This window comes from Nocardia sp. NPDC059195, assembly GCF_042754695.1.
Classification (GTDB): Bacteria; Actinomycetota; Actinomycetes; order Mycobacteriales; family Mycobacteriaceae; genus Nocardia.
Window position 1 is genome coordinate 49,595 of record NZ_JBHZBG010000024.1, and the last position, 26,282, is coordinate 75,876.

Consider the following 26,282-nt stretch of genomic DNA (forward strand, 5'->3'; position numbering starts at 1 on the left):
CAGGGTGTTTCGCTGTTCGGATCAGGCTGTGACGTCGAACCGGTCCAGGTTGCTCACCTTGGTCCACGCGGCGACGAAGTCGTGGACGAACTTCTCCTTCGCGTCGTCGGTCGCGTAGGCCTCGGCCACGGCTCGCAGCTGCGAGTTGGAGCCGAAGACCAGGTCGACCCGGCTACCGGTCCAGGTGACCGCGTTGGAGGCGCGGTCGCGGCCTTCGTAGACGTTGTCGTCGGTGGTCGACGGTGCCCACTCGGTACCCATGTCGAGAAGGTTGACGAAGAAGTCGTTCGTCAACGCACCCGGGGTCTGAGTGAAGACGCCGAGCGGCGAGGACTGGTAGTTCGCGCCGAGCACGCGCAGACCACCGATCAACACGGTCATCTCCGGCGCGCTGAGCGTGAGCAGGTTCGCCTTGTCGATGAGCAGGAACTCCGCGGGGATCTGCGCGTCCTTGGACACGTAGTTGCGGAACCCGTCGGCCTGGGTCTCGAGCGCGTCGAACGACTCGACGTCGGTCTGGGCCTGGGTCGCATCGGTGCGGCCTGGCGTGAACGGCACCGTCACCGGGAAACCGGCGGCCTGAGCGGCCTGTTCGACACCGACCGCACCGCCGAGGACGACCAGATCGGCGAAGGACACCTGCGCACCGCCGGTGGCGTTGAACGTGTCCTGGATGCCTTCGTAGACGCGCACCACCTGGGCGAGCTCATCGGGCTGGTTGACCGCCCAGCCCGCCTGCGGCTGCAGCCGGATCCGGCCACCGTTGGCACCGCCGCGCTTGTCGCTGCCACGGAACGACGAGGCCGCTGCCCACGCCGTCGTGACCAGCTGGGCGATGGACAGTCCCGCGGACTGGATCTGGCCCTTGAGGGTAGCGATCTCGGTGTCGCCGATGAGCGGGCCGTTCTGGGCGGGAACCGGGTCCTGCCACAGCAGCTCCTCGGACGGGACCAGCGGGCCGAGGTAGCGCGCGATCGGGCCCATATCGCGGTGGGTGAGCTTGTACCAGGCGCGGGCGAACGCGTCGGCGAACTCCGCCGGGTTGTCCAGCCAGCGGCGGGTGATCGGCCCGTAGATGGGGTCGAGCCGCAGCGACAGGTCGGTGGTCAGCATGACCGGTGCGCGCTTGCGGCCCGGGATGAACGGGTCGGGCACGGTGTCGGCGCCCGCGCCGTCCTTCGGGATCCACTGGTGCGCGCCCGCCGGGCTCAACGTCTTCTCCCACTCGTACCCGTACAGGGTCTCGAGGAAGTTGTTGTCCCAGGTGATCGGCGTGCTGTTCCAGATGCCTTCCAGGCCACTGGTGATGGCGTCCTCGCCGACGCCGGTGCCGAAGCTGCTCTTCCAGCCCAGCCCTTGCTGTTCCAGCGGCGCGGCTTCCGGTTCGGCACCGACCAGATCGGCGTCGCCCGCACCGTGGGTCTTGCCGAAGGTGTGCCCGCCGGCGATCAACGCGGCGGTCTCCTCGTCGTTCATCGCCATCCGGGCGAAGGTCTCGCGGATGTCGATGGCGGCGGCGATGGGATCCGGATTGCCGTTGGGGCCTTCGGGATTGACGTAGATCAGGCCCATCTGGACCGCGGCGAGCGGACGGTCGAGGTTGCGTTCACCGGTGTAGCGTTCGTCGCCGAGCCAGGTGCGCTCCGGACCCCAGAACACATCTTCTTCGGGCTCCCACGCGTCCACGCGACCGCCACCGAATCCGAAGGTCGGCAAGCCCATCGACTCGAGCGCGACATTGCCGGTGTAGACGATGAGGTCGGCCCACGACAGCTTGCGGCCGTACTTCTTCTTCACCGGCCACAGCAGGCGGCGCGCCTTGTCCAGGCTGGCGTTGTCGGGCCAGCTGTTGAGCGGGGCGAAACGCTGCAGGCCCGCGCCCGCGCCGCCGCGGCCGTCACCGACCCGGTAGGTACCCGCGGAGTGCCAGGCCATCCGGATGAACAACGGGCCGTAGTGGCCGAAGTCGGCGGGCCACCAGGACTGCGAGGTCGTCATGACCTGCTCGATATCGGCCTTCACCGCGGCCAGGTCGAGGGTGGCGAATTCGGCCGCGTAGTCGAAGTCTTCGCCCATCGGGTTCACCGCGGGCGGATTCTTCTGCAGCAGTGTGAGATTGAGCTGGTTCGGCCACCAGTCACTGTTGGCACCACGCGCGTCGGTGGACGCGAACGGACGATGCATGACGGGGCAACCACTGTCACCGGGTTCCGTTTGGGCTTCCGCGATAGGTGGGTGTTCCTCGGGCACGGTGAATCCTTTCAGGAGAGTGATGGTGATGTCGTGCAGTCGGGGCACCGGCCCCAGTAGATGACCTCGGCTTCGTCGACGACGAAACCGCGGTCGTCGAAGGGAGTCAGACAGGGCGCGTCGCCGACAGCGCACTCGACATCGACGATCACCCCACAGGACCGGCACACCAGGTGATGATGGTTGTCACCGACGCGCGTCTCATAGCGCGCGACGGTGCCCATCGGCTGGATCCGCCGGAGCAGTCCGGCGGTGGTGAGTGCCCGCAGGACGTCGTAGACGGCCTGCTGGCTGACGGCCCCGAGGGTGGCTCTGACTCGGCTCAGAATGGTGTCCGTGTCGGCATGCGGATGCTGGTGCACTGCGGTGAGCACCGCCAGGCGTGGCGCGGTGACGCGCAGTGAGGCTGCGCGCAGCATCTGTTCGAAGTCCGATATTGTGGACACATTCCAGATTATGACTCATTCCAGATTGTGAGGCAAGGTTTCCGGGCTGACATTTTGCGCGTTTCGCGCGATACTGGGCGAGAAGACCGGTCGGGGAGACCGGTCAATGAGTCCGGGGTGGGAACGATGTCGAATCGCCAATGGTATGCCGCGTCCGCGATCGCGGTGGCCGTTCTGGTAGCAGGGTGTGGGAGTTCGGGGGAGTCCGTCGACGCGGCGCCGACGAGCGGTTCCGCGAAGGCGACCACGACGGTGCGCACCACCACCCCCGCGCCGCCGGTGCTGAATCGGCGCGGTGCGAATGGTGCGGTGGTCCAGCAGGACGGGCTGGTCGGCGCGGGCAAGCTCGACATCGTCAACGGCAACAGCGACGACTTCGCGGTGGTGGTGACCAACGGTGATCCCAAGAGGCCACAGGCCACGATCTACGTGCAGGGCAATTCCAACGCCACGCTCAACGGTATCGACGGCACCTACTACGTCTATCTGAAGACCGGCAAGGACTGGGACGAGGCGGCGCTGGCCTTCACCCGCGAGCGCGAATTCCAGAAGTTCGACGACCCGTTCGACGGTGACTCCGACTGGGAGATCACGCTGCAGCCCTCGATCGGTGGCAACGCCAGCACCAGCGACGTACCCTCCTTCTGACCGCCGCGAAAGGCCACAGATCTGTGAACTGTGCCAAGGAATGCCCGGTCCGCCTGCGCGTCGACTAGCCTGCCGGGTGTCCGTTCCCCGAACGAAGGTGATTCATAGTGACTTCCGTAGTCGACGCCCCGCTCGTCGATGGCCCTGACACCGCGTCGAAGGTAGGGCACTACTACCGAGTCGAGGGCGTCTACGAGGTCGGCCGCGAGAAGATCCGCGAGTACGCGCGCGCCGTGCAGGACTTCCACCCTGCCCACTGGGAGGACGAGGCGGCTGCCGCGCTCGGCTACTCGGGCCTGGTCGCGCCTCTGACGTTCGTCTCGATTCCGGCGATGGCGGCCAACAAGCTGCTGTTCGAATCGGTGGTCGTCGGCTACGACATGTTCGTGCAGACCGAGCAGGTCTTCGAACAGCACAAGCCGATCGTGGCCGGTGACCGCCTCGTGGTCGACGTCGAACTGTCCTCGGTGCGCACGATCGCGGGCAAGGACCTGATCACCGTCACCAACACCTTCGTCGACGAACTCGGCGAGACCGTGCACATCATGCACACCACGGTCGTCGGCATCACCGGCGACGACGGCGTCTCGCCCGAGATCACCGCCGCGGTGGAGAACATCATGCTCCACGGGGTCAGCATCTTCAGCGCCGAGAAGAGCGCGGCCGTGGAGACGACCCTGCGTCCCGAGGGCGAGGTGCCGCTGTCTGTCGAGGGCGCCGCCCGTGTCCCGAACACCGCGCTGTCCTTCGACGAGCTCACCGTCGGCGCCGAACTGCCGCTGCGCGATGCCCGCGTCTCGCGTGGCGACCTCGTCAACTACGCCGGTGTGTCCGGCGACAACAACCCCATCCACTGGGACGAGAAGATCGCCGAGCTGGCCGGTCTGCCCGACATCATCGCCCATGGCATGCTCACGATGGGCCTTGGCGCGGGCTTCGTGTCCACCTGGTCCGGCGACCCCGGCGCCGTCACCCGCTACGGCGTGCGCCTGTCGAGCCCCACGATCGTCAGCCGGGAGGGCGGCGAGGTCGAGTTCACCGGCCGCGTGAAGTCCCTCGATCCCGAGACCCGCTCGGCTGTGATCGCGATCACGGCCAAGTCCGGCGGCCGCAAGATCTTCGGCCTCGCCACCGCGAACCTGCGCTTCCGCTGAACCCGGCGCGGTGGACCCGAACTAGTGATCGGGTTCACCGCGGCGCGGCGGCGACCTCGGATGGCGTTGTGGCGTGCGGGGTTTCGGCCTCGACCGGGCTCACCCGCACCCACGTGCTGTTGACCGCCGACGCGCCCGAAAGCGAATCGGTGCGGGCCGGGTCGTGCAACAGGTTGACATTGGCGCCCGGCAGCGCCGCCGCGACATTCCAGCCGACCCCGGGTTCGCGATGTCCCCATCCGTGCGGGATCGCGACCACTCCGGCGCGAATATCGCCGCTGATCTCCACCGGAACCACGATCGAGCCGACCGGGGATTCGATCGTCGCCGGATCGCCGTCGGCGAGGCCTCGGGCGGCGGCGTCATCGGGGTGGACGAGCACGGTGCAGCGGTCGCGGCCCTTCACCAGCGACGGGATGTTGTGTAGCCAGGAGTTGTTGCTGCGCAGGTGACGTCGTCCGATGAGCTGCAGGTCGTAGCCGGGCTCGGCCGCGGTCGTGTCGTCGAGAACCGTGCGCATCGCCGCCAGGAAATCCGGGGGTGTCAAGTGTGTCCTGCGGTCGCTGGTGCCGATCAGTTCGGGCAGCCGCGGCTGCAAGGGCCCGAGGTCGACACCGCCCGCCGCATCACGAATCTTGCTGAGTGTCAGCCCGTTTCGTCCGCGTCGCAGGACGCCGTAGGGGCCCGCCGCGACGGCTGCCGCGGTCAACCGCAGGGGGCTGAACTGTTCGAACACGGCATTGAGCGCGCGTCCGGTGAACCGTCGGACCGGCAGCGGCACCACTTCGGTCACCAGTCGTGCCAGGATCTGCCAGTCCTCCAGCCCATCGGCCGGTGGATCGAATACCTTGGCGTCGTAGCGGGCGTTGTTGCGAACGCTGAACATCGGGAACAGCAGGCTCAGTTCCTCGCGCTCCAGCGCCGAGACCGGTGGCAGGATGAAATCGGCGTGCCGGGTCGTCTCGGTGACGTACATGTCGACGGCCACGTAGCAATCCAGTGATTCCAGCGCGGCATCGAGCTTGTCCGCCTGCGGTGTCGAGAGCACCGGATTGCCCGCGTAGGTGATCATCGCCTTGATCTGGCCCGGTCCGGCGGTGCGGATCTCCTCGGCGAGCACCGCGACGGGCAGTTCGCTGCGGAACGACTTGTGCGCGCCGGATCGGTCGGTCCACGCGCCGTGTCCCATCGGCAGGTACTTCGCGTACCGGGCGGCATCGACGACGGGTGTCGCGAACATCTGACCGCCCGCGCGATCGAGATTTCCGGTCACCGCGTTGATCGTGTTGACCAGCCAGTGGGTGAGCGTGCCTGTTACCTGCTGGCACACCCCGATCCGCGCGTACAACACCGCCGACGGCGCCGCCACGTGGTCACGGGCCAGCCGTGTGATGGTCTCGGCATCGACGCCTGCCAGCGGCGCCATTCGCTCCGCGGTGGTATCGGCGACCAGTTCGGCGAGCTCGTCCCAGCCGGTGCAGAGCGCGCGCACCGCCCGTTCGTCGCACAGTTCCTCGGTGATCAGCACATGCAGCATCGCGAGCAGCAGATATTCATCGCCGCCGGGACGAACCGCCACGTGTTCGTCTGCCAGCCGGGCGGTTTCGGTGCGACGCGGGTCGATCACGACGACGGTGCCGCCCCGGGCGCGGACTGCCCTGATGCGCGATTTCGCGCCGGGCATGGTGGTGATCGATCCGTTGGATACCGCGGGATTGGCGCCGAGCACCACCAGCCGGTCGGTGCGGTCGATATCGGTGATCGGCATGAGAACATTCGAACCGAACATCCGCCACGCGACGAATTCCTGGGGAAACTGGTCGATCGAGGACGCGGAGAAGAAATTGCGGGTCAGCAGGACGGCCCGAAGCAGCGCTCCGTACATCACCGAGGAACTGTGCGCGGCCGGGTTACCGATGTACATCCCGATGGCGCTGGGACCGTGCGCCGACCGCACCGCGCGCAAACGCTGCCCGATCTCGCGAAATGCCTCGTCCCAGCCGACCGGTTGGAAGGTGTCGCCGACGCGGCGCATCGGTGTCCGCAGCCGGTCCGGATCGTGGTGCAGACCGCCCATGGCTGTCGCCTTCGGGCAGATATAGCCCTTGGACAGCACGTCGTCGGGATTTCCTGCGATGCGGGTTACCCGCGAATCCTCGACCGTGACCAGAATTCCACAGTGTGCCTCGCACAGTGTGCATTGCCGTGCAGTTGTCGTGCTGTCCACAGCTTTTCCCCCACTCCCCGCTGAACCCGCTCACGCCACGGTAGCGCGACCGGAGGGCCCGGCAGATCCGTCTACGGGCGGATTTCCGGGCCGCCTGACGATCGGGCGTAACATCGTTTGCGATACGAAGGGCCTTCATTCCGCTCAGGCTAGGAGCAGATTCGATGCGTTCTACAGTTCTTCTCGGCCTCGCGGCTGCCGCGGTCACGGTCGCCGCGATCGCCGGGCCGGCCACCGCCACCGCCCAACCCACCTATTACGACCCGGTCATCACGCCGTGCAGTCACCTGTTCCGCACCCCGCTCGAGCTGCCGCGCCCCGGCACCGATGTGTACTGGAGCCCGTTCGGTACGTCGAACATCGTCTGCTTCGACGACGGCACCGGCATGGAGAACTACTACCAGCGAGATCCGTGGGGGCGCTGGCACGACATGAACGAACTCGCCCCCGGTCACTTCTTCTACGTCATCTTCGATTCCTCGGTGCCAGACCAAGCGTCGTGGGGCTGACCGAGGGACGCGGCCGGCGACATCGTGGTCGCCGACCGCTCGGGTCAGGCGGAAACCGCCGCACCCCCGGTGTTCTCGGTCGCCGGAGGAGTGACGCTGGGCGATTCGGCCGGTGGCGCGGTCTGCGATCCGGACCGCACGGCGAAGCCGATGAGTCCGGCGAGGACCGCGACGCCGGCGGTCACGTACCAGGCGTGCTGGAAGGCGTCGAGCGTGGCGGCCGGGGTGTCAGGGGTGCCGAGCATGGCTACCAGGACCGCGACGCCGATGGCGAGACCGAGTTGGCGGGCCATGCTCAGGACGGCCGATCCTGTCGCGAAGCGTTGCGGGGGAAGGGTTCCCGCGCCGACGGCGAACGCGGTCGGCAAGGTCAGTCCCACGCCGAGACCGGTCAGCAGCATCCCGCCGAGTAGCCCGCCCACATAATCCGGTGCCAGTTCGGCCGCGCGTGCCCACCACAGGAGTCCAGCGCCGAAGGCGAGCCCGCCCGCCGCGATCACCGGGCCCGCGCCGATTCGGGCGATGAGCTTGCCCGCGGCGATGGCGACGAACGGCACGACCAGTGGGCCGGGCGCGATCGCCAGCCCGGTCTGCAAGGCCGACCACCCCCACACGTTCTGCGCCCAGAGCGTGACCGAGAGCAGCATGCCCGCGAACGCGATCTGGAATACCAGCGAATTCGCCCCCGCGAGAACGAAATTCGGGACCCGAAGCAGGGCGGGGTCGATGATCGGGCTGTGGTGGCGAGCCGAGCTCACCGCGAAGACCGCGCCGAGAACGACCGCGACACCGAACGCGGCGAGAACCCCGGTGGCGGTCCAGCCCCACTCCGGACCTTGGACGACGGCCAGGATCAACGACCCGACCGCGCCGATCAGCGCGCCCGCACCCAGCAGATCGGGCAGTGGACCACCCGCGGCGGGCGGGCACGGCAGCTTGCGCACGCCGATCGCGAGCGCGGCCGACCCGATCGGCACATTCACGAGAAATACCCAGCGCCAGTCGATTTCGACCAGCAACCCGCCGAGCACCGGACCCAGTGCCGCACCGAGACCGCCGAACGCCACCCACAGGCGGACCGCGCTCGCGCGTCGCTCCGGCGGTGTCGCGGCGAGCACCAGCGCGAGCGAGGACGGCGTGAGGAGCGCGCATCCCACGGCCTGGACAACACGGAAGGCGATGAGCGACTCCACGTTCCAGGCCGCTGAGCACAGCGCCGACCCGATCACGAAGATTGCCAGACCGGTGAGGAAGGTGCCGCGGTTACCGCTGCGGTCGCCGAGCCGACCGGCCGGCACGAGTAGGGCGGCGAAGACGATGGCGTAGAGGTTGAGCACCCAGGACAGCTCGGTCAGTCCGGCGCCGAAGTCGCCTGCCATGGCGGGCATGGCGACATTGACGATGAACAGGTCAAGGCTCGACAACAGCACGCCGATGGAGACGATGGCCAGTACCAACCGCGGATTCGTCTCGCGTGACGGGGCAACGGATTTCATGGGACAAGCTCCCGTTCAGCCGAGGACGCGGCGGGTTTGCCGGGCGGTGGCGAGCAGAATGCCCGCGTCGTCCCAGAGATCGGTGTCATCGACCGACCAGCCGTCACCGGAACTGACGTTCGCGGCGCGGACCAGCACAGGTGCGTTGCCGAGGTCGGTGAGGTCGGCGTGCAGTTGCAGCGACAGGGTGACGGTCGGGACGGCGACCGGCGCGGTGAGCAGCGGGAACAGTCCGGGTGGGAGGGCGTCGGCGAGCACGGCCAGACTCGGCGCGTCGATGGGCAGCGCGGGGTCGAGCGCGATCCAGGCACACATCATCGCCTCGTCCGCGCCGCTGAGGGGCAAAGGGCCCGCAGCGGGTCGAATGACGAAATGCGTGCCGACGGGGACGATTTCCGGGGGCAGCTGGAACAGTGCGCAGTCCTGTGGAGCCGCGACGATGGGCGCGGGCCTGGCACTGTGGGCGGGGATCGTTGTCGCGCCGGGCGCGCCCAGGGTGACGGTGGCCGCGGCGACGGGCGCACCGTCCTGTTCGGCGATCACGTCCAGGATCGTCGTGCTGCGCCCGACGGTGTGTTCGGTGGCGCGCAGGGTGAACGCACCGGTCGCGGGTCGGCCGAGGAATCTGACCTCGGCGGCGCGCACGGGGAACTCGCGCGAGCTCGCCCGCTGGGCGACCTCGATCAGGAGCCCGGCGAGCGCGCCACCGTGTGGGCCGGTCCAGCCACGCCACGAATCGTCGACAACGGCATGCCACGGCCCGGATTCCCCGGCAGTGAGGGCGAATTGTGCGCCGAGACGCCCAGTGAGTTTCATCATGCAACTCACGATAGGTGGGTGAGTTCTTTCATGCAACCGACTAGACTCGGCTCATGCGACGCACCAGCTTCGAAGACATGAACTGCTCCCTGGCCCAGTGCCTGGAGGTGGTCGGGGAGTGGTGGACGCTGCTGATCGTGCGCGACGCGCTGTTCGGTGTCACCCGCTTCGACGACTTCCGCGACCGCCTCGGCATCGCCCGCAACGTGCTGGCCCAGCGCCTCGACGGCCTCGTCGAGCACGAGATCATGACCCGAGAGCCCTACCAGGACAACCCCGTTCGCTACGACTACCGGCTGACGGCCAAGGGTCGCTCCCTCTGGCAGGTGGTGACCGCGATGCGCCAGTGGGGCGACGAATGGGCTGCTCCGAACGGCGCCCCGGTCGAGGCGCTGCATCGCAGCTGCGGCCACGTCGCTACGGTCGAGCCGACCTGCTCGCACTGTGGGGAGCGGGTCAACGGCCGCGACCTGCAACCGGTGGACGGCCCCGGCGCCGGTGAGCGCTCCCCGTTGCCCGCGGCGCTGCGGGGGTAACGGCCGCTCGGGGCTTGTTCTGGACGATCTATTGCTCGTCGGCCTGGCGTGGTCGGCCGAATGTCGCTGCCGGACAGCCTGTTCTGTGAGTTCAGCCGCGCAGGCCGCGGAGGGCGGTCTCGACAACGCGATCGGCGAATTCGGTGGTCAGGGTGCCGGTGCGCAGCAGCCATCGGTCCAATAGAGGACCCCAGATCATCGCGATGGCCACGTCGAGATCGACGTCGGCGGCGATCTGTCCCGCGGCCTGCGCGGCGTGCAGTCTGCGGCGTTTCAGGTCGTCCATGGGCGCCTGGAGGCGTTCGACATAGGTGGTGGCCAGGGCGGTGTCGTTCAAAATCGCGCTGGTCAGGCCGCGTAAGGGGAGGTCGAAGTGGGGGTCGGCGAGTTCGGCGACGGTGGCGTGGAGAACGAGTTTCAGGTCGGCTTCCAGGTCGCCGGTGTCGGGCAGGCCCGATGCCTCGTCGTCGCCGGTCTCGCTGAGCATCAGGAAGGCATCCAGCAGGACCGCGCCCTTGGACGGCCACCATCGGTAGATCGTCTGCTTGCCGACGCCTGCTGTGGCGGCGATCGCCTCGATGGTCAGCTTGTCGAAGCCGATCTCGCCCGCCAGCTCGAATGCGGCGGACAGGATCGCGCGCCGGGATCCTTCATTGCGCCGGGTCGCGTCCGCTGACGGTCGGGGCGCGGGATTCACCTGCTGGCTCATACGGCCATCATAGCAATCAAGAGAGACGAGACGTTGCGTCTTGACAGCGCGATGAATCAGTGGAATCCTCGAATCATCAGACGAGACGCAACGTCTTGTCTAGTCGAGGAGGACTGCTATGACCACCGCCGGTACCACCGCATCTCGTGTCTGGTTCATCACCGGAGCGAGCCGCGGTCTCGGCCGTGCCTTCGCCGAAGCCGCACTGGCGGCGGGGGACCGGGTCGCTGTCGCGGCCCGCACTCGATCCGCACTCGACGAACTCGCCGCGGCCCACCCGGAAAAGGTGCTGCCGCTGACCCTCGACGTCATCGATCGTGGCGCGGTGCACGAGGCGGTCGATGCCGCCGTCGCCCACTTCGGCCGCCTCGACATCGTGGTCAACAACGCGGGCACCCTGTCGATGGGCATGATCGAGGAATTCACCGAAGCGCAGGCTCGCGCCCAGATGGAGGTCAACTTCTTCGGTGCGCTGTGGGTGAGTCAGGCCGTGCTTCCGCACTTGCGCACCCAGCGCTCCGGGCACATCGTGCAGGTCTCCAGTATCGGCGGGCTCGCCGGTTTCCCACTGTCGGGGATGTACGCGGCGAGCAAATTCGCGCTGGAGGGCATGAGTGAGGCGCTGGCACTGGAAGCCGGGGAATTCGGTGTCTCGCTGAGCATTCTGCAGCCGGGCGGCTACTGGACCGACCTGTATTCGGCCATGGCGAACACCACGCCGATCGAGGCCTACGCCCCGCTGCGCGCCCAGCTCGAGGCGCAGTGGGCCGAGGGATCCGTCGACAGCGAACCTGCCCTCGCCGCCGTTGCGCTGCTCACGCTCGTGAACTCCGACGAGCCGCCGCTGCGGCTGCTGCTCGGAGACATGGTGTACGACTTGGCTTTCCATCTCGCGCGCGCCAAGGCGGCGACCTGGTCGGCCTGGGAGCAGACCAGCCGAGCCGCGGAGCGGGCAGTAGCCGCGCCGGGCTCGGCGTCGTAGCTCAGGTGGTGACCGGAGTCCGTGCGGCGCGGTCGATCAGGTACTCGACCAGGTGGGTCAGCACCGCCTTGGCCGAGGGCCGATCGCGCGCGTCGCACAGGATCACCGGAGTATTGGGATCCAGGTCCAGCGCGTCACGCACCTCGTCGATGGTGTAGCGCGGCGCGCCGTCGAAGCAGTTCACCGCGATCAGGAACGGCAAGCCACGCCGTTCGAAGAAATCGACCGCCGCGAACGAATTGCTCAACCGCCGGGTGTCGGCCAGCACGATGGCCCCGAGGGCGCCACGGCACAGCTCGTCCCAGAGGAACCAGAAGCGGTCCTGTCCGGGCGTGCCGAACAGGTACAGCACCAGATCCCGGTCGATGGTGATGCGACCGAAGTCCAGCGCGACGGTGGTCGTGTGCTTCTGCTCCACGCCCGACAGGTCGTCGACACCGGTGCTGACTTCGGTGATCAGCTCTTCGGTCCGTAGTGGCGCGATCTCACTGATCGCGCCGACCATGGTGGTCTTGCCGACGCCGAAGCCGCCGGCAATGAGGATTTTGACCGAGGCGGCCATGTGCTGGTCGCCTGCGGACATCGGGTCAAAGTTTTCGGATGCCATCCAGAACCGCTCGCAATATGTTGAGGTCACCGGCACCGGCCTCGGCCGATACCGGAGCCCGGAAGATGAGGTGGCCCTCGGCGATGAGATCACCGACGAGGATCTTGGTCACCGCCAGAGGCAGTTTCAGCACGGCCGAGACCTCGGCCACCGACTGCGGACGCTTGCACAACCGCGCAATCGTCGTGTACTCGGGTTCTGGTTTGCGCAGGGTGGGGGCGGGATGCACTGCTACCACCACCGTGAGCATGTCCAGGTCGTGCGCCGCGCCCATGGTGCGGCCGCGGGTCACCGCGTACGGCCGGACCAGGGGTCCAGCCGCGTCGTCGAACCACGGATCGCCGAGTCGAGTCATAGTCGAAACTTCCTATAGCTGCGCATGCCCGTGCCGCGGCTCCGTCGACAGATAACTGCCGACCCGCTGCACAGTGAGATTCATTTCGTAGGCGACCATGCCGAGATTGGCCGACTCGTTGGCTTGCAGTGCCAGACAAGCGTTTTCACCTGCCGAGGTGACGAAGAGTACCGCCCGATCGAGCTCGATCACCGCTTGGCGCACGCCGCCGCCGTCGAACCGGCTACCCGCGCTGCGCGCGAGACCGTAGAGGGTCGAGGACATGGCGGCGAAGTGTTCGGCATCTTCACGCTTCATCTGCGAGGAGCGTCCGAGCAGCAGTCCGTCGGTGGACAGCACAACCGCGTAGCGGACCCCTGCCAGCCGGTCGACGAGATCGTCGAGTAGCCAGTTGAGATCACCGGGGGAAGAGTTCACCTCAGCCTTCCTGTTCGTCCTGGTTCGATGTGGTCTGTGGTTTGCGACCCTGACGGGTGCCGTTCTCGATCGCGGACATGATGTCGCGCGCCTGTTCTGCGGAGCGGGGGCGCTCGGGCACTGATGGGACCTCGGCGGCGGGCTCGGTGAGCTCGGGGGCCAGATTCGTCTGCCTGCTGCGGCGCGGCAGTGCGGGGCGTTCATCGGAGCCGGTGTCGTAGCGCGGGGTCTGCACGGCGGACACGTCCGGGGCCGGCGCCATCGGACGCGGGGTCGGCGGGTCGGCGACCAGGGTCGCGACGGGCGCCGGAGCCGATTCGATGGCGGCGACCGGTCCCGATTCCTGCGGCGCGGGCAGGCCACGGCGCAGCGGGCCGGTCATCGTGGGCGGCATGCCCGCCAGGTCGGCCTCGCCCGCCAGCAACTGCTGGGGGATCAGCACGATGGCACGGATGCCGCCGTAATCGGACTCGCTCAGCCGCACCGAGACGCCGTGTGCGAGGGCAAGCCGGGCGACGACGAACAGGCCGAGGCGCGAGTCCGAGGACAGCGTGCCGACACCGAAGTCCGGCGGATCGGCCAGCATGTTGTTGTAGCGCACCAGGTCGTCGGCGCTCATGCCCATGCCCTGGTCGGTGATCTCGACGACCACACCCTTGCCGACGACATTGCCGCCCGCCTCGACCCGCGACTGCGGCGGGGAGAACGCGGTGGCGTTGTCGACCAGCTCGGCGAGCAGGTGCACGAGGTCGGCCACGACGGTGCCGACGACGCTGACCTCGGGCAGCTTGGTGACCCGCACGCGCGCGTAGTCGAGTGTCTCGCCGATGGCGCTGCGCACCACGTCCATCACGGGCACCGGCTGACGCCACTGCCGCCCCGGCCGGCCGCCGCCGAGGATGATCAGGTTCTCGGCGTTGCGGCGCTCACGAGTGGCCAGGTGGTCGAGCCGGAACAGCGTCTCCAGCAGCGCCGGATCCTCTTGGCGGCGTTCGGCTTCGTCGAGGATCTCGAGCTGGCGGTGCACCACGATCTGGCTGCGGTGGGCGATATTGAGGAATACCGCGCGCACACCCTCACGCGTGCGGGCCTCGTCGACCGCGGCACCGATCGCCGCCGCGGCGGCGTGCTCGAAGGCCTCGGCGACCTGACCGATCTCGTCGCGCCCGAAGTCCAGCGTGGGGGCGGTCTCGGCCTTGTCGACCTCGCCGCCGTCGCGCAGGGTGCGCATGGTGGCGGGCAGCTTCTCGTCGGCGAGTTGCAGTGTGGCGGTGCGCAGGCGGCGCAGGCGGCGGATGATCCGGTTGGCCAGGATCACCGCGACTACGAAGACGAGCACACTGAGCGCGAGCACGCCGCCGCCGGCCAGTGCGGCGTTCGTCTCGGCTTTACGCGCGGAGTCCTCGGCGAGGTTCTGGACGTGGTCGTTGTACGCGGCATAGGAGTCGAGCAGGCTCCGGTTGACCTCGGCCGCGGCGTTCTGCCAGTCGGGTGTCGCCATCGGCAGCGCGGCGGGTGTGACGGACTTGCTGGTCGAGGTGCCCGACTGGGCGGCCTCCGACACTGCGAAACGCTGCACGAGAACGGATTCCATGGCGGTGAGCTGCTGCCAGTGCCCGGTGGCCGTCAAGGCGACGACAGCACTGCGCTCCGGTTCGTCGAGTCCGGCCGCCAGGTTGGCGATTTCACCGTGGTAGAGGCCGGTCTGGTTGATGAACTCGTCGAGCGGAATAGTCGAGTTTCCGTCCGAGGCCACCATCGCGGTGGCGACCGCGTTACTGCGTGACATCGCCTCAGCGGCACCGAGCAAGCGCAGACCCTGGGCCACACCGGACGCGACGATCGCGTCGGGCGCCGCACGCTCGGCGACTTTGGTGCCCTGGATGATCACGTTGAGCAACGAGTTGTAGAACAGGTAGGCGTCCGAAATCGGCAGCATCCGGGCGTCGGCGCCCTTGCGTACACCGTCCAGGTGCGTGCCGAGCGTGGCGAAACCAGCCTTGTCGCCGCCGATATTGGTGTCATCGATCGCGCGCAAGGTCTCGCCGGCGGCGAGCAGTCCGCGAAACGCGCCGTCCATGCGCGTGCGCGCGGCGGCGAGCCCGAGTGCCGCGGTCTCATCGCCGGCCAGGTGCGCCAGGGTGAGGTGTCGCTCGGATTGGACCGACTCGATCAGTTCGCGGGCCGGAACCGCGGCAGCCTGCAGCCGCACCGCCCACGATTCGGCCTTGTCGCTCTGCTCGACCAGGTAGCCCGCCGTACCGACGCCGACCACCACCAGAGTCAAACTGGGGATGAGGGCAATCGCCAGAATCCGGGTGCGCACACCGAGTCTCGCTAAGAACATCGCTATAACGTAACGGAATCGTTGCAGTGTTGTCGTGCGTGTCTCGGTGAGCGAGACGCGATTTGGTTTGCGCGGGAACACATTTGCTATATGGGGGGCACACACGAAAAACGGCGAGCTCACCCCGCCGGCTGAGCCGCGATGGCCCAGTCGGCGGGGGCTCGCCGTGACCTGCCAACCCCGGGAAAGATGCTGCCAGGTCAGGTTTCGACGGCGCCGCTACAGCGTGCGGTCGGCGCCCGTTCGTGGTGGCGGTGCGGCCGCCAGTGCCACGTTCTCCGCCTCGGTCAGCAGCCTGGCGCGCAACACGAATCGCATGCCCTGCCCGGCTTCGAGGGAGTCCTCAGCGGCCTCACCGCGCGTCACATCGACGGTGAGGTGGGTATCTTTCCAGCATTCGAATTGCTCGGCGCTGATCCAGAATTCGGTGTGCCAGCTGAGCCGGCCGAGCAGGATGTCGGCCTTCTCGATCGGGAACTGCTTGGCCGACAGGCACCGCGGGGCGCTGTCGTCGTCGCAGCAATCGCCCGCCTGGCGGAACAGGACGGGGCCGTTGTCCTCGATAAGCCTGCGGAGCAGGGTCTGGGCGCGCTCGGTGATCTCCACACGGTGGATTCGATTCTGCATCAGAACATCCCGAGTTTCGTTGTCGAATAACTGACCAGCAGGTTCTTGGTCTGCTGGTAGTGCCCGAGCATCATCGCGTGGTTCTCCCGGCCGAATCCCGACTTCTTGTAGCCGCCGAACGCGGCGTGGGCGGGGTAGGCGTGATAGCAGTTGGTCCAGACCCGACCTGCCTTGATGCCGCGCCCGAGTCGATGGGCGGTGTTCATATCGCGGGTCCACACGCCCGCACCGAGACCGTAGAGGGTGTCGTTGGCGATGCGGATCGCTTCGTCGACGGTATCGAAGCGGGTGACCGCGACGACCGGGCCGAAGATCTCCTCCTGGAAGATCCGCATCGTGTTGTCACCGGAGAAGACGGTGGGTTCGATGTAGTACCCACCCGGCAGGCCGTCGACCTTGCGTGCTTCCCCTCCAGTGAGCACGCGGGCGCCTTCGGCTCTGCCGATGTCGAAATAGGACAGAATCTTCTCGTACTGGTCGTTGCCGGCCTGCGCGCCGATCATCGTCTCGGTGTCGAGCGGATGACCGGACACGATGGCCTCGGTGCGGGCGATGGCTCGGGCGAGGAACTCGTCGTAGATCGACGAGTGGATCAGCGCCCGCGACGGGCACGTGCACACCTCGCCCTGGTTCAGGGCGAACATGACGAACCCCTCGACGGCCTTGTCGAGGTAGTCGTCGTCGGCGGCCAGCACATCGGGCAGGAAGATGTTGGGGCTCTTGCCGCCGAGTTCGAGGGTGACCGGAATGATGTTCTCGCTCGCGTACTGCATGATCAGCCGCCCGGTGGTGGTCTCCCCGGTGAAGGCGATCTTGGCCACGCGCGGGCTCTGCGCCAGGGGTTTGCCCGCCTCGGCGCCGAAGCCGTTGACCACGTTGAGAACTCCGTCGGGCAGCAGATCCGCGATGAGTTCGACGACGAGCAGCAGTGAGGCCGGTGTCTGTTCGGCCGGTTTGATCACCACGCAGTTGCCCGCCGCCAGCGCGGGCGCGAGTTTCCAGGCGGCCATCAGGATCGGGAAGTTCCACGGAATGATCTGCCCGACCACCCCGAGCGGTTCGTGGAAGTGATAGGCGACGGTATCGGCGTCGATCTGGGACAGCGATCCCTCTTGGGCGCGCAGCACACCCGCGAAGTAGCGGAAGTGATCGATGGCCAGCGGGAGGTCGGCCGCGAGGGTTTCGCGAACCGGTTTGCCGTTGTCCCAGGTTTCGGCCACCGCCAGTGGTTCGAGGCTGTTCTCGATCCGGTCGGCGATCTTGAGCAGGATGTCGGACCGCTCGGTGACCGAGGTCGCGGCCCAGCGCTCGGTGGCGCGGTGCGCGGCTTCGAGCGCCATATCGATATCGGCGGCGGTGGAACGGGCCACCGCGCAGAAGGTCTCACCGTCGACCGGTGACGTGTTGTCGAAATAGCGGCCTTCGACAGGGGGAGACCAGTCACCTCCGATGAAGTTGTCGTATCGGGGGGCATAGCTGACTATGCCGGTATCCGATCCGGGTTTGCCGTAGATCATGCGCCTCGCTCCTCGCGACCCTTGCGTGGTGTCCCACACTATTGTCGGAGAAGGTTGGTACGAGGTTGGTGACGGCGTTTGTGCAGGTCAGGACTGTCGCGCGGTGAAAAGTCGGGCCGTGACGACGGCGCGCCGGACATCGTCGCGAGGCAGTAGCCGCAGGGCGTGCTCGTGCACGGCGACATCGCCGGGGCACCGCTGCCCGAACGCGACGGCGTGCTCGGGTCGGTCGCTGCCGAGCACGGCGTTGCGGATGCCGACGTCGAGATGGGCGCGCCACTGTTCGACGCCCGGCAGATCCGAACCGGGCAGCAGCGGTCCGCGATACAGATACAGCGCGGAGGTGAGGTCGCCGCCCTCGATAGCGGCCAGCAGATCCACCGCGTCGCAGGAGACCGCACCGGTGAGCATGTAGCGCCGGTTCGCGATCTCGCCGCGGGTGGCGCGGCGCAGGTGCGACACATCGGCTTTGAGCGTGTTCAGCGACACCGACCGTTCACCGTAGACCGCGGCGTGCAGCTGTTCGGGGGTGTAGCCGTCGGGCTCGAGCGCCAGCAGCGCCAGGATCTCGAGTTGACGTGGCGGCAGCGGCACCGGTCGGCCGTCGCGCAAAAGTCTTGCCGCGCCGAGGCATTCGAGCCGTACACCCGGCGCGGGCGTCGGTGCTTCGGCGCGCAGCATCGTCTCCACAGCGGTGACCAGCGCGCGCACCGAGGTCATCACCATCGGATGCGAGCGTTCCCAGGTCGAGGACAGGTCGAGCACACCGACTGTTCGGCCGTCGGGGCCGTGGATGGGTGCGGAGTAGCAGACCCAGCCGTGCAGCGCGGCGACGAGATGCTCGGCGGAGAACACGGTAACGGCCCTGTCGTCGTGCAGGGCCAGGGATAAGCCGTTGGTGCCCATATGGCTTTCGTCCCACACCCCGCCGGGCGCGAAGTTCACCGCTTCCCCCTGGCGGCGCAGCGTGCGATCGCCCGCGGTCCACAAGATGGTGCCCGATTCGTCACTGACGACAGCGAGATAGCCCGACTCCTCGGCCATTCCGCGCAGCTGGCCCGCGAGTTCGGTGACGGGCCTGCGCAGCGGGGACTCCGACCAGCGGTCGCTGATGTCGCTGAATCCGGGAGCGACTTCGGTGGCGGGGTCGACGGTGTGCAGGGAGCGCTGCCAGGATTTGGCGACATCGTTGCGCACGGCACCGGTGTCACGGGGCAGCGTCAGGGGGCGTGAGGGTGCTGCCAGGCGGTTCCACTGCTTCTCGAGCTCGACCCGGTAGTCGGAGAGCCGTTCGGGCCTGTGCGGTCCGGCGATCGGGTATGGGGGCCTTCCTGCGTCCTCGGCCACGTTCACTCCCTGCTCGTCGGTGACGCACCGTTCCTGCGACGAGAATCGGTGTGGCGCTTACTGTCTATCAGCTCTGCCACCACCATGGGAACGTTTGTGCCGAGGACGACCAGGTCGCCGGTCGGTAGCCTGTCGCGTCGCCTTGACGTCGACTACTTGTTGAGGAAGATCCCGGCGATATCGGCGTTCTTGATCGGAGTGTCGACATTGCGCTGGGTCGCGCACAACAGGTCGACCTGCACGATCATCGAGTCGACCACGGTGCCCGCGGGTTCGTTGTCGTTGCCGGTCTGTTGCTTGATCGCCTTGGTGATGGTGATCCGCTTGGTGTTCGCGTCCTGGTTGACGTAGTCGCGGCAGCTCGTTTCGCCACCCTGGTTGAGCACTCGCTCGACCTCGGTGCAGCCGGTAACCAGTGCCGCCAGCACCGCGACGCCCACCGCGACAGCGCCGGTACGGGTGTTGGCGTGCATGGTTCCTCCTGGAATGGTTCGCTACGCGCACCTGCGCGTCGGTGACAGCTTAGGTGGTGGTGCTCAGGCGCGGTGGATCCGCAGGGGAACCCGCAGTTCAGCGGGGGTGAGCGAGCCGTGGTGGCCGACCATCAACGATTGCAGCGGTTCGGCGCCGGACCGCACGACACCGCCGTCGCCGCTCGCGATCACGACGAGATCGCCGATGCGTGCGGCGGCCTCCCGGGTGGGCGCCGGGCCGAACCAGCCCGCGTCGATCGCTTCGTCTCGGGTGCGTACCAGGAACCTGCTCCCGAGAACGCCTCGCCAGGTATCGGCGACCGAAGCACTCGCGTCGGTGTAGACGTGGCGGGCGCGTGGTTCACCGCCGAGTGCCAGGACGTTTTCCGGCAGGTGCGGGTGGGTGTCGAAGTCGATGCGCTCGACGAGTTCGACCATGCCGTGATCGGCGGTGACGATGAGCGCCGAGCGAGCGGGCAGCCGCGCCGCGATCTCGGCGGCGATCCGGTCGACATTGGCGAGCTCGAATCGCCACGCCCGGCTGGCGGGTCCGCGCGCGTGGCCGGTGGTGTCGAGTTCTGAATGATAGGTGTAGACAAGGGTTTTCGGTGCGCAGGTGAGGGCCGTCAGGACGCCGTCGACGAGATCACCGACCGAATAGGCGGTGCGGAATCCGCCGCCGCGCCACCCGGCCAGGGTCAGGCCGGAGCCGTCCTGGTAGCTCGGCGCCACCTGCACGGCGGCGATGCCCGCATCGGTCGCGCGCTCGAAGATGGTGCGGCGCGGCTGAATTCGGTCGGGCGGGTACGCGGTGAGCGCGTCCACCTTCGGCCCTGCGCCGGTGAGTTGCCACCGGAGCGAATTGAACAGGCGTTCTTCGCCGGGCAGACGCATGGTGTAACCGACGATGCCGTGCTCGCCCGACGGCAGTCCGGTGCCGAGGGTGGTCAGGCTCGTTGCCGTCGTGCTCGGAAAACCGGCATCGAGGGTCGCCTCGGGCAGGCTGGTCAGGAACGGCGCCGCAGTGGATTCGGCGGCCAGGGCGTGCGCGCCGAGTCCGTCGACGAGCAGCACACAGACCCGGTCGACATCGAGTTCGAGGCCGAGTCGGTCGGTATCGCCGGGTACGCCGAGGCAGGTCAGTACCGAGGGGAGTAGATCGGAGAGTGCGGCGGTGCCGTAACGCGGTGTCAGCAGAAGATCGTCGGTCACGCCTGTCCTGTTTCGAATCGGCTGATCAGCCCGTCGCGCAGGACGAACTGCCAGGTGGTTCGCATCGAACCCCACCGGCTGTTGGTGTAGTCGGCGGTGAGTGCGAGGCCGTCGTCGGAGTCGACCGTGTCTACGGCGAGATGCCCGTTGCTGCTGAAGATCTCGGCCTCTGTCCACTGTGCGAGATTGCGTTCGACACCATCATCGGACATGGTCGCGTCTTCGGTGAGCACACCGTAGAACTGGTCGGTGTCCTGCGCGTTGAGTGCGTCGACGAACGCCTCGACCACGGGATCGAGTTTCGCGGTGCCAGACATCGGGCCTCCTGCTCGAAACGGCTACGCAACGACAAACACGGTTCTACCCACTGTAGGTGAGTGCACACGCCGGGCCGACGGAATATCGGCGGCGCGTCAGGACGAACTCGGCGCGATCAGCGCGGTGAATGTGCGCATGATCGTGTCGACCAGCTCGGGCGCGTTGGTACCCATTTGTTCGCTGCGCTTCTCGAGATGACCGTCGAGCCACAGCGACGCCAGCCCGTGGGCCAGCCCCCACCAGGCGACGGCGAGGGTGTCGGCGCGGTCGGCGGGCAGTGCGCCGGTGGCGACACATTCGGCGACGGTGTCGACCAGCACGTCGAATGCGGCGTCACCGGCGGCGTGGGCATCGGGGTGCTTTTCCGGCTGGGACAGCTCAGGTCGGAACATGAGCCGGAACTGGGCGGGGTGATCGCGGGAGAACCGCACGTAGGCATCACCGAGTTCGGTGAGCGCGGCCAGCGGGTCGGCCGACGCCGCCCTGGCGGCGACCATGTAGGCGGCCAGCTGCTGGAAGCCGTCGATCGACAGGGCCGAGAGCAGCGCGGCGCGGTCGGCGAAATGGTGATAGGGCGCGCCACTGCTGACCCCGGCCTCTCTGGCGACGCGGCGCAGGCTCACCGCGGCCAGGCCCTCGCTCTCGATCAGGCGCAGGCAAGCCTGCATCAGCGTGGCGCGCAGGTCGCCGTGGTGGTAACTGGTGCGCTTCACCCTGCTGAGCGTAGGCGAGATTCCGGCCGGAATTGGCACTGGACAGGAAATCTATGCAGTGTTTAGATTAATTGAGCATCGCTTAGATGCGTGCTCCACCGAATCGACGGAATGGATGACCACCATGACCACTCGGGTACTCGTCACCGGCGCGACAGGTTTCGTCGCCGGCCACTGCATCGCCGAACTCCTCGAGCACGGCTACGCCGTGCGCGCCACCGTGCGCGATCTCGCCGCGCACGCCCGCCGCGCCCATCTCACCGAACTCGCCCGCCGCACCGGTGGTGACCTGGAATTCGTCGCGGCCTCCCTCGACGACGATGCGGGCTGGGCCGCGGCGGTCGCGGATTGCGACACCGTGCTGCACGTCGCGTCACCGTTCCCCGCCACACCGCCCGACAACGAGAAAGACCTCATCGAACCCGCGGTCCAGGGCACCCTGCGCGTGCTGCGCGCCGCCGCGGCCGCCGGTGTACGCCGCGTCGTGCTCACGTCCTCGGTCGCCGCCGTCGCCTATGGCCATGACGTGGACACGGTGCGCACCGAGGACGACTGGTCGGTGGTCGACCGCATCCCCGCCTATCAGAAGAGCAAGACCCTGGCCGAACGGGCGGCCTGGGAGTTCGTCGAATCCCTGCCCGCCACCGCCGGTCTCGAACTGGTGGTGGTCAATCCCGGCATGATCCTCGGCCCGCTGCTCGAAGCCCGGACCAGCACCTCTCACGAACCGGTCCGCCGCCTGCTCGCTCGCGACGTCCCGGGTTCGGTGAAGACCGGCTGGACCCCCGTCGACGTGCGCGACCTCGCTGTCGCGCATCGGCTGGCGATGGAAGTTCCCGAGGCGGCGGGCAATCGATACATCTGCGCGACCGACCCACTGTGGATGGGCGAGTTGGCCCGCCTGCTGGCCCGCGACTACGCCGCCGAGGGGTTCCGTGTCCCCACCCGGATCCTGCCGAACTGGGCGATCCGCCTCGTCGCGGTCTTCGACAAGGGCGTCCGCTTGACCGTGCCGGTTCTCGGCCGCACCGAACATGTCAGTGCGGACAAGGCCCGGCGCGAACTGGGCTGGACCATGCGCCCGATCGAGGACACCATCCGTGACACCGCCGACAGCTTGATCGCCTTCGGCATCGTCACCGCCCCCGACCGGCCCGCGAAGCCATCGCGTGTTCGGGTCTGAAGTCAACGCCATTCTTGGCGTTGCAGATCCAGAATCACCGGGTGCATCAAGGTCGAGACCTCGGGGTCGACCGGGCGCCGATCCGGCGGGAAGACGGTGGCCGCGGTGAGGGTGGCGGCGTCCAGGGAGCGCAGCGGGCCGGGGCTGCGCAGGGACGGGGTCGGGGCCACGGTGGCCGAGGCCAGCACGAAGCCCCAGTCGCCGAAGCTCGGGACGTCCACGTGGTAGGGGGTGGTGTGCAGACCCGCGGAACGCAGGGTGGCGTCGATGGTCCAGAAGGACCGCGGGGCGAAGAAGGGCGAGCCCGATTGGACGACCATGCGGGCGCCGGGCGCCAGTACATTGGCGGTCATCGCGTAGAACTCTTGCGAGTACAGCTTGGCCACCGAGGTCTGGTCAGGGTCGGGCAGGTCGACGATCACCGCGTCGAAAAGGCCTGGGGCGCTGCGTAACCAGGTGAACGCGTCGGCGTTGACCACCTCGACTCGCGGGTCGTCGAACGCATGGTCGTTCAGGCCGACCAGGCGGTCGTCGGTGCGGGCGAGGTCGATCATCGCCGGATCGAGTTCGACCAGTGTCACCTCGGCGATGTCGGGATAGCGCAGGATCTCGCGCAGCGCGAGGCCGTCGCCGCCACCGAGGACCAGCACCGACCGGTGCGGGCCGGACAGCACCGGGTGCACCAGCGCCTCGTGGTAGCGATATTCGTCGACCGAGGAGAACTGGAGTCCGCCGTTGAGATACAGCCGGGTATCGGTGGTGGCGAACGGGGAGAACGATTCGGTGAGCACGATCTGCTGATAGGGCGTGCGCGTCTGCCACACGATCGGGTGGGCGAACAGGGCCTGCTGCGCGGTCGCCTCGAAACGGTCGGCGTAGAGGTAGCTTCCGGTGAGGCCGCAGGCGACCGCGACGGTGGCGGCGATCAGGGTGTGGCGGGCGCCGCGCGTCATCTTGTCGCGGAAGAAGAAGAACGCCAACGCGAGTCCGGCGACGGCGTTAACGACCCCCACCACCAGACTGCCGCGGATCTGGCCGAACACCGGCAGCAGCAGGAACGGAAACGCCAAGCCGCCCAGTAGCGCACCCACATAGTCGGCCGCGAACAGATCGGCGACCGCGCTGCTGGCCTCCTGCTCGCGGATGTCCTGCAGCAACTCCATCAGCAGCGGAATCTCCGCACCGACGAGCATGCCGATCACCGCCGCCGCCAGCACCAGCGTGCCCGTATAGATATTGAGCCACGCGTAACTGGCGTACAGAGCGGCTACCGACAGCCCGCCGACCACGGCCAACGTCAACTCCACCGCCACGAAAGCGGCAGCGGCACGGGGCCGCAACGGTTTGGCCACCAGCGCGCCGACACCCATCGAACACACCATCACGCTCAGCGTGATCGAGGCCTGGGCGGCGGTGTCACCGATCAGATAGCTCCCGAGGGTGACCAGCGACAGCTCGTACACCAAACCGCATGCCGCGCACACGAACACGGTCGCCAGCAGCGCCGCCCTGGCCAGGCGGTGCCGCGGCATCAGGTCAGGCCCGCGGCCACCACCAGCGCGACCGCGATATGCGCCGACGCCGTGACCCACACCGCCGGATGCGGTTCCGCGTCGGCGACGACGGCCCGGAAGTCACCGGGAGTGAGCGCGTCGAGCAGCACGAACGCCACCGCCATCGCGGCCAGCCCGATCACGCCGTAGATCGCGCTCGCCAGCAGGGCCTCGGCGATCTTGCCCTCGGAGGTCCAGATGGCCACGGCCACGATGATCCCGACCCCGAACAGGTTCGAGGCGAGCAGGATCGCGGCATTGCGGTTGCGTTCGATCCAGATCTGGGCGCGCAGGTCGCCGGGGGTGAGCAGGTCGACGACGCCGAAACCGACGGCCATCAACACGATTCCCACCGCGGAATAGGCGAGCGCGGCGCCCGCGTCCGCCGCCAGGTCGGCGAGCATGAGTGTCCTCCTGTGTTGTGCGAGCGAGATGCCCGAATGAACTACTTGCCGCCGTTGTCGCTGCCGCCGCCGCGGTAGTCGCCTGCCGCCGAACCGCTGGTCCAGCCGTAGCCGCTGATGTGGCTGTGATGGCGGCGAGTGCCGTTGGACAAGCTGTCGACCAGGACGAGGGATCCACCGGCATGCGGTGACACCGCGACGAGATCCCGGTCGAATCGCAGATAGTGGTTGTCACCGGTATTGCGCTTGTCGCGCGGATCGGTCGCTTTCGCGATCGCGGCGGCCACCGCGGCAGGTGCGGCGGTGGCGAGGAACGCTAGACCGTTGTTCGCCTGATCGAGTTGTTGGGCTCGCCGATACTTCTCTGCGACGAATTCACGCGGATCCTCGTCCCGCGTGGCAACCACAACGACGACCACCGCCACGACTACCGCAACCACAGCGAGCAGGCTCGCGATGATCCACCGGGTGCGATTCATCGACTCGACCCCCCGTGCCCGGTGCGCCACACAACAGTCCGTGATGCGTTGATGACTGACCCTCCCCATCGAAAAATCTTGCCGGACTGTATCACCCAGGTAGGCGGACATACCGCATCGATTCGGACAATACGGATCCACGTCGGTCGCAACGCCGCGACCGAGGCCGCCGTCCACACCCTGGCCCGGATCCTCGCCACCGAACTCGGCCCACGCGGCATTCGGGTGTATCGGATCAATATTCGCCGAGCACGGTGGAGTTCTCAGCTGATCCTCGACGTGAAAACGGGAATCGCGGTACCGCTGGAGGCTCAGCAGATTGCGCGGGAGCTGATCCGGCGATCGCTATAAGTCAGGGCCTGCGCCACAGGAGGGTATAGCGCCACATGAGCCGCCGGCGCACCTCGGCGCCGGGCAGCAGATCGGTGGCCGCCGAGCGGATTTCGGTGAGAGTCTCCTGCGGTTCGCGCAGTGTCGCCGCGGGCCCACCTGCGGCCGCGCGGTGCCTGCGGTCGATTCCCCAGATCACGGGTAGCAGTGGGAGATAGTGGATATCGGCGAGGGGATGCATCTTCCAGAGACCCACCACAGCGAGGGTGCCGCCCGGCGCGACCAGGGTGCGTAATGCGGCCAAGCCCTCACGTAGCGGGACATGATGGAGGGTGGCTACCGCGGTCACGATATCGAAGGCTTGGTCGAGATCTCGGAAGTCGGCTTGTTCGAGGTGGACATTGGGTGCCGCGGGAGCGTTGTCGATGACCTGTCGGTCGATGTCGACGCCGAGAACTGCATCGCATCGGTCGGCGAGCTTTCGGGCGAGCAGACCGTCGCCACAACCGATGTCGAGCGCTGTGCGGGCGTTCGAGGGGACCTGATCGAGTACCCAGGGGTGGTAGCGGCTGTTGTGATTCCAGTAGGGGTCCGTCGGCATGACCCGTCAACGCGTCAGGTCTC

Annotated in this window: 28 protein-coding genes; 7 read left to right on the forward strand and 21 right to left on the reverse strand. The window is 67.6% G+C overall.

The genetic code is table 11. The features are described from left to right. Positions 1-21 precede the first annotated feature (21 nt). Together katG and ACFXKN_RS25445 are read right to left on the reverse strand one after the other, a co-directional pair. Positions 22-2,250: a catalase/peroxidase HPI gene (gene katG / locus ACFXKN_RS25440; RefSeq protein WP_378951776.1), complete on the reverse strand. Its 2,229-nt coding sequence runs from the start codon at positions 2,248-2,250 to the stop codon at positions 22-24. Between the two features lie 11 nt (positions 2,251-2,261). Continuing rightward, positions 2,262-2,696, reverse strand: a complete 435-nt coding sequence (locus ACFXKN_RS25445) for a Fur family transcriptional regulator (protein ID WP_378951772.1) — start codon at positions 2,694-2,696, stop codon at positions 2,262-2,264. Between the two features lie 126 nt (positions 2,697-2,822). Between ACFXKN_RS25445 and ACFXKN_RS25450 the strand changes: the two genes are divergently transcribed. Then, positions 2,823-3,344, forward strand: a complete 522-nt coding sequence (locus ACFXKN_RS25450; protein WP_378951769.1) for a hypothetical protein — start codon at positions 2,823-2,825, stop codon at positions 3,342-3,344. Positions 3,345-3,451: 107 nt separating this feature from the next. After that, a complete protein-coding gene (locus ACFXKN_RS25455) occupies positions 3,452-4,498 on the forward strand; it encodes a fused (3R)-hydroxyacyl-ACP dehydratase subunits HadA/HadB (RefSeq protein WP_378951766.1) in 1,047 nt (348 codons plus the stop codon). Positions 4,499-4,532: 34 nt separating this feature from the next. Here ACFXKN_RS25455 and ACFXKN_RS25460 read toward each other — a convergent pair whose 3' ends face one another. Continuing rightward, positions 4,533-6,725 carry a molybdopterin oxidoreductase family protein gene (locus tag ACFXKN_RS25460; protein ID WP_379433986.1) on the reverse strand — a complete coding sequence of 731 codons (2,193 nt, stop codon included), beginning with the start codon at positions 6,723-6,725 and terminating at the stop codon, positions 4,533-4,535. A gap of 164 nt (positions 6,726-6,889) precedes the next feature. On the opposite strand from ACFXKN_RS25460, the gene ACFXKN_RS25465 reads away from it, so the two are divergent. After that, positions 6,890-7,234, forward strand: a complete 345-nt coding sequence (locus ACFXKN_RS25465) for a hypothetical protein (RefSeq protein ID WP_378951760.1) — start codon at positions 6,890-6,892, stop codon at positions 7,232-7,234. Between the two features lie 44 nt (positions 7,235-7,278). Here ACFXKN_RS25465 and ACFXKN_RS25470 read toward each other — a convergent pair whose 3' ends face one another. Continuing rightward, a complete protein-coding gene (locus ACFXKN_RS25470; protein ID WP_378951758.1) occupies positions 7,279-8,730 on the reverse strand; it encodes an MFS transporter in 1,452 nt (483 codons plus the stop codon). Between the two features lie 15 nt (positions 8,731-8,745). Continuing rightward, a complete protein-coding gene (locus tag ACFXKN_RS25475) occupies positions 8,746-9,549 on the reverse strand; it encodes an acyl-CoA thioesterase (RefSeq protein WP_378951755.1) in 804 nt (267 codons plus the stop codon). Between the two features lie 53 nt (positions 9,550-9,602). Here ACFXKN_RS25475 and ACFXKN_RS25480 point away from each other — a divergent pair, with 53 nt between their 5' ends. After that, positions 9,603-10,085: a winged helix-turn-helix transcriptional regulator gene (locus ACFXKN_RS25480; RefSeq protein ID WP_378951752.1), complete on the forward strand. Its 483-nt coding sequence runs from the start codon at positions 9,603-9,605 to the stop codon at positions 10,083-10,085. Positions 10,086-10,176: 91 nt separating this feature from the next. Here the strand turns inward: ACFXKN_RS25480 and ACFXKN_RS25485 are convergent, their stop codons facing one another. Continuing rightward, positions 10,177-10,794, reverse strand: a complete 618-nt coding sequence (locus ACFXKN_RS25485; protein WP_378951749.1) for a TetR/AcrR family transcriptional regulator — start codon at positions 10,792-10,794, stop codon at positions 10,177-10,179. Between the two features lie 118 nt (positions 10,795-10,912). On the opposite strand from ACFXKN_RS25485, the gene ACFXKN_RS25490 reads away from it, so the two are divergent. Beyond that, positions 10,913-11,776 (forward strand): SDR family NAD(P)-dependent oxidoreductase, encoded by an 864-nt coding sequence (locus ACFXKN_RS25490; protein WP_378951746.1) that lies wholly within the window; start codon positions 10,913-10,915, stop codon positions 11,774-11,776. 1 nt (position 11,777) lies between these two features. Here ACFXKN_RS25490 and ACFXKN_RS25495 read toward each other — a convergent pair whose 3' ends face one another. From ACFXKN_RS25495 to ACFXKN_RS25545, 11 genes are all read right to left on the reverse strand, one after another. After that, positions 11,778-12,383, reverse strand: coding sequence for an ATP/GTP-binding protein (locus ACFXKN_RS25495; RefSeq protein ID WP_378951743.1), 606 nt, complete (start codon positions 12,381-12,383; stop codon positions 11,778-11,780). Beyond that, a complete protein-coding gene (locus ACFXKN_RS25500) occupies positions 12,364-12,738 on the reverse strand; it encodes a DUF742 domain-containing protein (RefSeq protein ID WP_378951741.1) in 375 nt (124 codons plus the stop codon). Before ACFXKN_RS25500 ends, ACFXKN_RS25495 begins: the two co-directional genes overlap by 20 nt. A 12-nt stretch (positions 12,739-12,750) precedes the next feature. Next, positions 12,751-13,155, reverse strand: coding sequence for a roadblock/LC7 domain-containing protein (locus ACFXKN_RS25505; protein ID WP_056809728.1), 405 nt, complete (start codon positions 13,153-13,155; stop codon positions 12,751-12,753). Position 13,156: 1 nt separating this feature from the next. After that, entirely contained in the window at positions 13,157-15,502 is a 2,346-nt protein-coding gene (locus ACFXKN_RS25510; RefSeq protein WP_378951737.1) for a nitrate- and nitrite sensing domain-containing protein, read from the reverse strand. Between the two features lie 219 nt (positions 15,503-15,721). Beyond that, positions 15,722-16,129, reverse strand: coding sequence for a DUF779 domain-containing protein (locus ACFXKN_RS25515; RefSeq protein ID WP_378951733.1), 408 nt, complete (start codon positions 16,127-16,129; stop codon positions 15,722-15,724). Beyond that, on the reverse strand, positions 16,129-17,646 hold the full coding sequence (locus ACFXKN_RS25520) for an aldehyde dehydrogenase family protein (RefSeq protein ID WP_378951728.1): 1,518 nt from the start codon (positions 17,644-17,646) through the stop codon (positions 16,129-16,131). The genes ACFXKN_RS25515 and ACFXKN_RS25520 overlap by 1 nt, the downstream gene beginning before the upstream one ends. Positions 17,647-17,733: 87 nt before the next feature. Further along, positions 17,734-18,993, reverse strand: a complete 1,260-nt coding sequence (locus ACFXKN_RS25525) for a transcriptional regulator (protein WP_378951725.1) — start codon at positions 18,991-18,993, stop codon at positions 17,734-17,736. A 152-nt stretch (positions 18,994-19,145) separates the two neighbouring features. Continuing rightward, complete coding sequence (locus ACFXKN_RS25530) at positions 19,146-19,466, reverse strand: hypothetical protein (RefSeq protein WP_378951722.1); 321 nt, start codon at positions 19,464-19,466, stop codon at positions 19,146-19,148. Between the two features lie 63 nt (positions 19,467-19,529). After that, positions 19,530-20,678 carry an alkaline phosphatase family protein gene (locus ACFXKN_RS25535; protein ID WP_378951720.1) on the reverse strand — a complete coding sequence of 383 codons (1,149 nt, stop codon included), beginning with the start codon at positions 20,676-20,678 and terminating at the stop codon, positions 19,530-19,532. Further along, on the reverse strand, positions 20,675-20,995 hold the full coding sequence (locus tag ACFXKN_RS25540; protein WP_378951717.1) for a nuclear transport factor 2 family protein: 321 nt from the start codon (positions 20,993-20,995) through the stop codon (positions 20,675-20,677). Before ACFXKN_RS25540 ends, ACFXKN_RS25535 begins: the two co-directional genes overlap by 4 nt. A gap of 96 nt (positions 20,996-21,091) precedes the next feature. Next, positions 21,092-21,709: a TetR/AcrR family transcriptional regulator gene (locus tag ACFXKN_RS25545; RefSeq protein ID WP_378951714.1), complete on the reverse strand. Its 618-nt coding sequence runs from the start codon at positions 21,707-21,709 to the stop codon at positions 21,092-21,094. A gap of 124 nt (positions 21,710-21,833) precedes the next feature. Between ACFXKN_RS25545 and ACFXKN_RS25550 the strand changes: the two genes are divergently transcribed. Further along, positions 21,834-22,892 (forward strand): NAD-dependent epimerase/dehydratase family protein, encoded by a 1,059-nt coding sequence (locus tag ACFXKN_RS25550; protein ID WP_378951702.1) that lies wholly within the window; start codon positions 21,834-21,836, stop codon positions 22,890-22,892. A gap of 2 nt (positions 22,893-22,894) precedes the next feature. On the opposite strand, the gene ACFXKN_RS25555 is transcribed toward ACFXKN_RS25550, so the two are convergent. The 3 genes from ACFXKN_RS25555 to ACFXKN_RS25565 are packed head-to-tail and all read right to left on the reverse strand — an operon-like array spanning position 22,895 to position 25,328. Continuing rightward, positions 22,895-24,424, reverse strand: a complete 1,530-nt coding sequence (locus tag ACFXKN_RS25555; protein WP_378951699.1) for a polyamine aminopropyltransferase — start codon at positions 24,422-24,424, stop codon at positions 22,895-22,897. Beyond that, positions 24,424-24,849, reverse strand: a complete 426-nt coding sequence (locus ACFXKN_RS25560) for a DUF350 domain-containing protein (protein WP_378951696.1) — start codon at positions 24,847-24,849, stop codon at positions 24,424-24,426. The genes ACFXKN_RS25555 and ACFXKN_RS25560 overlap by 1 nt, the downstream gene beginning before the upstream one ends. Positions 24,850-24,890: 41 nt before the next feature. Further along, positions 24,891-25,328, reverse strand: coding sequence for a DUF4247 domain-containing protein (locus tag ACFXKN_RS25565; RefSeq protein ID WP_378951693.1), 438 nt, complete (start codon positions 25,326-25,328; stop codon positions 24,891-24,893). Positions 25,329-25,406: 78 nt separating this feature from the next. On the opposite strand from ACFXKN_RS25565, the gene ACFXKN_RS25570 reads away from it, so the two are divergent. Beyond that, positions 25,407-25,679: a hypothetical protein gene (locus ACFXKN_RS25570; RefSeq protein ID WP_378951690.1), complete on the forward strand. Its 273-nt coding sequence runs from the start codon at positions 25,407-25,409 to the stop codon at positions 25,677-25,679. 1 nt (position 25,680) lies between these two features. Here the strand turns inward: ACFXKN_RS25570 and ACFXKN_RS25575 are convergent, their stop codons facing one another. Continuing rightward, the gene (locus ACFXKN_RS25575) at positions 25,681-26,259 is read right to left on the reverse strand and encodes a class I SAM-dependent methyltransferase (protein ID WP_378951686.1); all 579 of its coding nucleotides are present in this window, start codon (positions 26,257-26,259) and stop codon (positions 25,681-25,683) included. Between the last annotated feature and the right edge of the window lie 23 nt (positions 26,260-26,282).

Excerpts from the sequence above, each read along its gene's own strand:
- ACFXKN_RS25500 (WP_378951741.1), bottom strand. The coding sequence starts at position 12,738 with ATGACTCGACTCGGCGATCCGTGGTTCGACGACGCGGCTGGACCCCTG.
- ACFXKN_RS25515 (WP_378951733.1), bottom strand. The coding sequence starts at position 16,129 with ATGCAGAATCGAATCCACCGTGTGGAGATCACCGAGCGCGCCCAGACC.
- ACFXKN_RS25555 (WP_378951699.1), bottom strand. The coding sequence starts at position 24,424 with ATGCCGCGGCACCGCCTGGCCAGGGCGGCGCTGCTGGCGACCGTGTTC.
- ACFXKN_RS25575 (WP_378951686.1), bottom strand. The coding sequence starts at position 26,259 with ATGCCGACGGACCCCTACTGGAATCACAACAGCCGCTACCACCCCTGG.
- ACFXKN_RS25510 (WP_378951737.1), bottom strand. The coding sequence starts at position 15,502 with ATGTTCTTAGCGAGACTCGGTGTGCGCACCCGGATTCTGGCGATTGCC.
- ACFXKN_RS25520 (WP_378951728.1), bottom strand. The coding sequence starts at position 17,646 with ATGATCTACGGCAAACCCGGATCGGATACCGGCATAGTCAGCTATGCC.
- ACFXKN_RS25470 (WP_378951758.1), bottom strand. The coding sequence starts at position 8,730 with ATGAAATCCGTTGCCCCGTCACGCGAGACGAATCCGCGGTTGGTACTG.
- ACFXKN_RS25490 (WP_378951746.1), top strand. The coding sequence starts at position 10,913 with ATGACCACCGCCGGTACCACCGCATCTCGTGTCTGGTTCATCACCGGA.
- ACFXKN_RS25540 (WP_378951717.1), bottom strand. The coding sequence starts at position 20,995 with ATGTCTGGCACCGCGAAACTCGATCCCGTGGTCGAGGCGTTCGTCGAC.
- ACFXKN_RS25485 (WP_378951749.1), bottom strand. The coding sequence starts at position 10,794 with ATGAGCCAGCAGGTGAATCCCGCGCCCCGACCGTCAGCGGACGCGACC.
- ACFXKN_RS25480 (WP_378951752.1), top strand. The coding sequence starts at position 9,603 with ATGCGACGCACCAGCTTCGAAGACATGAACTGCTCCCTGGCCCAGTGC.
- ACFXKN_RS25495 (WP_378951743.1), bottom strand. The coding sequence starts at position 12,383 with ATGGCATCCGAAAACTTTGACCCGATGTCCGCAGGCGACCAGCACATG.
- ACFXKN_RS25450 (WP_378951769.1), top strand. The coding sequence starts at position 2,823 with ATGTCGAATCGCCAATGGTATGCCGCGTCCGCGATCGCGGTGGCCGTT.
- ACFXKN_RS25565 (WP_378951693.1), bottom strand. The coding sequence starts at position 25,328 with ATGAATCGCACCCGGTGGATCATCGCGAGCCTGCTCGCTGTGGTTGCG.
- ACFXKN_RS25560 (WP_378951696.1), bottom strand. The coding sequence starts at position 24,849 with ATGCTCGCCGACCTGGCGGCGGACGCGGGCGCCGCGCTCGCCTATTCC.
- ACFXKN_RS25550 (WP_378951702.1), top strand. The coding sequence starts at position 21,834 with ATGACCACTCGGGTACTCGTCACCGGCGCGACAGGTTTCGTCGCCGGC.
- ACFXKN_RS25475 (WP_378951755.1), bottom strand. The coding sequence starts at position 9,549 with ATGATGAAACTCACTGGGCGTCTCGGCGCACAATTCGCCCTCACTGCC.
- ACFXKN_RS25530 (WP_378951722.1), bottom strand. The coding sequence starts at position 19,466 with ATGCACGCCAACACCCGTACCGGCGCTGTCGCGGTGGGCGTCGCGGTG.
- ACFXKN_RS25465 (WP_378951760.1), top strand. The coding sequence starts at position 6,890 with ATGCGTTCTACAGTTCTTCTCGGCCTCGCGGCTGCCGCGGTCACGGTC.